This window comes from Plectonema radiosum NIES-515 (assembly GCF_025753815.1).
GTDB lineage: Bacteria > Cyanobacteriota > Cyanobacteriia > Cyanobacteriales > Nostocaceae > Hassallia > Hassallia radiosum_A.
In genome coordinates this window covers 1-4511 of the sequence record NZ_JAOWRF010000343.1, presented here as the reverse complement: position 1 = coordinate 4511, position 4511 = coordinate 1, and the positions used below count along the sequence as shown (strand labels likewise).

The window sequence follows — 4511 nt, the reverse complement described above, 5'->3', positions numbered from 1 at the left end:
GTTGTAAACCCAAGGCGGTTATGGACTGTTGGGAGATAATGGACTAAAATTCTTTCTAGTCTTCTTAAGAAGACTTGAGCTATGAGCCTAGGGTTTAAAACCCTGGGCGGTTATGGACTGTTGCGAGATAATGGACTAAAATTCTTTCTGGTCTTCTTAAGAAGACTTGAGCTATGAGCCTAGGGTTTACAACCCAAGGCGGTTATGGACTGTTGGCAGATGTGGATTGTATTGGCATTCTATAGCGGTTCACACCCTAAATATGAATATTTCAGACGTAACAAGAAGAACTATTTTAGCTATTAGACATTTCCAGAATTTAATTATGCGTTACCCAAACCCCAAGAGACTACCAAGTGCTACGTCTCTACATTATAAAGGGTGAAAAAACAACCTTGAACAACCAAGTAATTCAGCATTTGACTATTAAAGAATTTACTTCCGCAGTCGGTGGGGGGATTACTCCGCGCATGGTGCGACATTATCATCAATTAGGGTTATTGCCGCAACCAGTGCGATCGCATAGCAACTACCGCCTTTATAATGAAAACGATGTCCGACGGTTGCAACGCATTGTGGCACTCAAGCAGCAAGGCTTTCAGTTAAACCACATTCGGGAAATTCTCAAGGTGGAACCAGAAGCGGATACAACTATTACCCTGATGTCGCAACTTCAGCAGCAATATCGAACAGTTATGCAGCAAATTTCCCAACTGCGGCAAACCGCATCAGCTTTAGAAGGATTGTTGGGAAGGGATCGAGATTGTCAAATCATGCAAGCGGAAGTTTTTTCTCAACTCAAGTTATTAGAAGTCGAAACTCAAGCAGGAGTTGGAGAACTAGAAAATCTGTGGAGTAAGTTGGATGCAGAAGTTCATACTCATCCGGAAGTTTTTCAAGAATCTTTACAATGGTTGTTACCTGATTTATCTGACCGTTCGGAAATTGAACAACATTTAATTTCCCAGATGGTTTTAGCTTGTGGGGATGTTAGTTTGGTGTCGTTTTTGAGATTGGGAAATCAAGCGATCGCCTCCACTCGTGAAGCACTAAAATTAGGCTGTCAGGTGGTTGTCGATACTTTCTCAGTGGCAGCAGCTTTAGATAATACTCGATTAGCTCACTTAGGATGTCAAATTGAAACTTTAATTAACAATCCCCACGTTACCACCGCGAAAGAAGCAGAAATTGCTTTTTGGCAACATCAAGAATGGCGAGAAAAATTACTGCAACTAACTAAAGGTTGTGTGCTAGTTATTGGTTATGCTCCCTCAGTACTTTTAGAAGTTTGTCAAGGGATTCAAAATCAACAAATTCAGCCTGCGCTAGTGATTGCGATGCCGATTGGTTTTAGTCATGCACCCGCTGCCAAGCGACAATTAATGCAAACATCCGTGCCTTTTATGACAATTGAAGGAACTTTGGGTGGTGGATTGTTAGCAGCTACTGCTCTCAATGCCTTAGTTGAATCGCTGTTAGACAAGCCTGATTGTCACTGTTATCTAAGTTAAAACTGCCGTCCGCTTCTACTCAGGTCGCATATACACCCTCGCTTGTCAGCTTTTCGCGTTATTTATTGTCAAAAATATATCAAGGTTTTGCCGAACACCGTAAGAAAGGTAATAAATCTTCTAAAATCGTTTCATGATAATGTTCTTGAGGATAATGCCCGACGTTATTAAGTTTTATTAACTCGGCATGAGATACAGAATCGGCAAACTTTTGTGCTATATCGAAAGAAAGCCAAGGGTCAATCATTCCCCATTGAATTAAAATAGGCTGTTGCCATTCTTGAAAGCCAGATTCGATTTCTATCATGGCTGGCTGAAGTTGTAAATTGCGGATAGTTGATAAAAGTCCTCTTCCAGAAGAGGAACTTTTCAAATATGGCTTTCGATAAATATCTAAATCTTTCTCTTCGATTACATAACGACAACCACCTTCTAAAGTTCTATCAACTAATAAAGGATCTTGGGTCATCATCTCCCCAGCTAAAGGTAAACCGAGTTGTTGAATTTTCCAAGGTAATTTTGCCGCACTGGTAATCGGTGTGTTGATTATAGCTATGTTGGCAATTTGTTCTGGATGTCGCAAAGCATATTGTAGTCCTACAGAACCTAAAAATCCTTGGACAACTAAAGAAAAACGTTGTAGTTCTAAGGCTTGGATAAATCCTGATAAAGCTGTAATAAATGCATCTGGGGTATAAGCAAAGTCTCGTTTTTCAGGTTTGGATGAAAAACCATAGCCAATCCAATCTGGTGCGATCGCTCTTGTACCTTGTTTGGCTAAAGCTGGCAAGATGTGGCGCCAACTGTAACTTTGTGAGGGTAAGCCGTGTAGCAATAATACAGGCAATAAGTCTGTTTGACCAATCGGTTCAGCTTGGCGATAAAACCATTCGAGGGAATTTACGGTTATTTTATGTTCTTGTATTGACATGAGAAAAAGTCTCACGCAAAGGCGCAAAGACGCAAAGTTTTATTAAGATTAGGGAGCGTTGGGAATAATCATCTCACGAATTGCGTGTGCTGTTGCGGGTGCTAATAAAACGCCGTTGCGATAATGTCCGGTGGCGAGGAGAATGTTATTAAAGCCTGGTAGTTTGCCTATGATTGGTGCGGGTCGTTTTTCGGGACGGGGACGCAATCCCGACCAGGTGCGGTTAATTGTGTAGTTCGATGCTAATTCTGGACAAAAGGCGATCGCTTGAGTTAAAACTTGCTTCAATAGTTCTTCGTTAGGTGGTATTTCCTGGGTATCATTGGGAAACTCCACCGTCGCACCGATCCAATAATCGCCGTTACCTACAGGGACAATGTGAATATCATCGCCTGTAATTACTGGTTGAAAGTGGCGATCGCCTAAAGGATGTTTTAAGCTTACTTGCAAAGCTTGCCCTAACACAGGGCGAATATCAATCATTTGGTTTAATTGCCCTGTCAGGAGTGACGAACCCAATCCAGCGGCAATTACAAACCAATCAGCGGTAATTTTACCCTCTGTCGTCTCAAGTTCATTGCATGAATTCGCAAAAGTTGAAGTTCCGTTGACGGTAACGCCAAATTTAAAAGTAACACCGTTGCGTTGAGATGCATCAACTAAAGCTAAAGTTAAGGCTGTTGGGTCAAGTTGACGGTCTTGAGGAGAATAAACAGCACCAATAATATTCTCGTTATTTACCTGCGGACAGACTGACTTTAATTTAGCCACGTCCCAAACTTCTAATTTCCAGTTTTGAGAGGAGCGAATTTCCGCGAGTTTTTGCCAAGCAGCTTTATTATCTTTTTGCAAACAAAGGCTGAGAATTCCTTGACGATTAAAAGGGATTTTGCGACCTGTGATAGCTTCTAGTTCGGGAATTAAAGTTTCATAACGTTGAATACTAGAGGAGCGCATTCGCCAAGCATTACCCTTAATTTTATGGCTAATTGCACCCATCAAAACGCCTAATGCTGCCCCTGTAGAGGCTTGCGCGGGTGGTTGTTTGTCGATGACAGTGATAATGATGTTTTGAACTTGACTGAGTTCATAGGCGATCGCCGCCCCAACAATACCACAACCGATAATGACTACATGACTCATTGCTTTTTAATAAGTGAGGAGTTAGGAGTGAGGAGTTAGGGGTTAGGAGTTAGGGGTTAGGAGTTAGGGGTTAGGAGTGAGGAGTGAGGAGTTAAAAGTGAGGAGTGAGGAGTGAGGAGTGAGGAGTTAGGAGTTAGGAGTTAAAAGTTAGGGGTTAGGAGTTAGGGGTTAGGAGTTAGGGGTTAGGAGTTAGGGGTTAGGAGTTAGGGGTTAGGAGTTAGGGGTTAGGAGTTAGGGGTTAGGAGTTAGGGGTTAGGAGTTAGGGGTTAGGAGTGAGGAGTTAGGAGTTTTGACTCTTAACTCCTCACTCCTCATTCATAACTCTTAACTCTCTTGTGACTTGCTGCTTTGCGGTAACAATTGTAAGAAATTGTCAATGTCAGCAAAAGCGGCTTTCTTATTGCTTAAAGCTAGTTGAGAGTTGCGATCGCTTGCCGCTTGATCTATTTTTACCAGGTGGTTAAATAAATCTCGCGTTATCTGACGTGCTTGGGCTTGGTTTTTCGGTAGCAGATTGGAAGTAATGTAACTCATGTTCTGCTTTAAGGATGTCATCGGACCGTGGATAAAATTCCCCACATAAATCCAGTCATTTTTTTCGATCAGCTTTTGCAGTTCTTCAGAGCGATCGCGTACGGAAAGAATTTCAGGAACATATTCCTGAATTTTCTCTAACTGATCCGTAGTATAGGTTGGAGGTGCTGTAGCGACAGTAGGACTGCCACAACTAATCAGGAATGTTGCCAAAATTACCAGAATCAATGACAATATCGAGGGTTGACGCGCCATATACTCTACTCAATTTTTTTGGTGTGCCCATTAACAGTGTCATTTTAGATCGCTAGGGCAATATCTCGTTCTCACTAACCAGACTTTTGCCGAAAATCTTTTTACTGGGGAGAAGCAGAGGAGCGGAGTTATTACTC

General features: G+C 42.0%; 4 protein-coding genes. 1 reads left to right on the top strand and 3 read right to left on the bottom strand.

Annotated features, from left to right (window positions below; translation table 11 throughout):
• The first annotated feature begins 395 nt into the window (after positions 1-395).
• Positions 396-1511 carry a precorrin-8X methylmutase gene (locus OGM63_RS24335; RefSeq protein ID WP_263748250.1) on the top strand — a complete coding sequence of 372 codons (1116 nt, stop codon included), beginning with the start codon at positions 396-398 and terminating at the stop codon, positions 1509-1511.
• A 79-nt stretch (positions 1512-1590) separates the two neighbouring features.
• Here the strand turns inward: OGM63_RS24335 and OGM63_RS24330 are convergent, their stop codons facing one another.
• The 3 genes from OGM63_RS24330 to psbQ all read right to left on the bottom strand — a co-directional run bounded on the left by OGM63_RS24330 (position 1591) and on the right by psbQ (position 4374).
• Positions 1591-2442 (bottom strand): alpha/beta fold hydrolase, encoded by an 852-nt coding sequence (locus OGM63_RS24330; protein ID WP_263748249.1) that lies wholly within the window; start codon positions 2440-2442, stop codon positions 1591-1593.
• Between the two features lie 48 nt (positions 2443-2490).
• Positions 2491-3585, bottom strand: coding sequence for an NAD(P)/FAD-dependent oxidoreductase (locus OGM63_RS24325; protein ID WP_263748248.1), 1095 nt, complete (start codon positions 3583-3585; stop codon positions 2491-2493).
• Positions 3586-3909: 324 nt separating this feature from the next.
• Positions 3910-4374, bottom strand: a complete 465-nt coding sequence (gene psbQ / locus OGM63_RS24320; protein ID WP_263748247.1) for a photosystem II protein PsbQ — start codon at positions 4372-4374, stop codon at positions 3910-3912.
• Positions 4375-4511: the final 137 nt, after the last annotated feature.

What these genes read in the sequence shown, in the direction of transcription:
- OGM63_RS24325 (WP_263748248.1), bottom strand. Translation starts at nt 3,585, where the DNA reads ATGAGTCATGTAGTCATTATCGGTTGTGGTATTGTTGGGGCGGCGATC.
- OGM63_RS24330 (WP_263748249.1), bottom strand. Translation starts at nt 2,442, where the DNA reads ATGTCAATACAAGAACATAAAATAACCGTAAATTCCCTCGAATGGTTT.
- psbQ (WP_263748247.1), bottom strand. Translation starts at nt 4,374, where the DNA reads ATGGCGCGTCAACCCTCGATATTGTCATTGATTCTGGTAATTTTGGCA.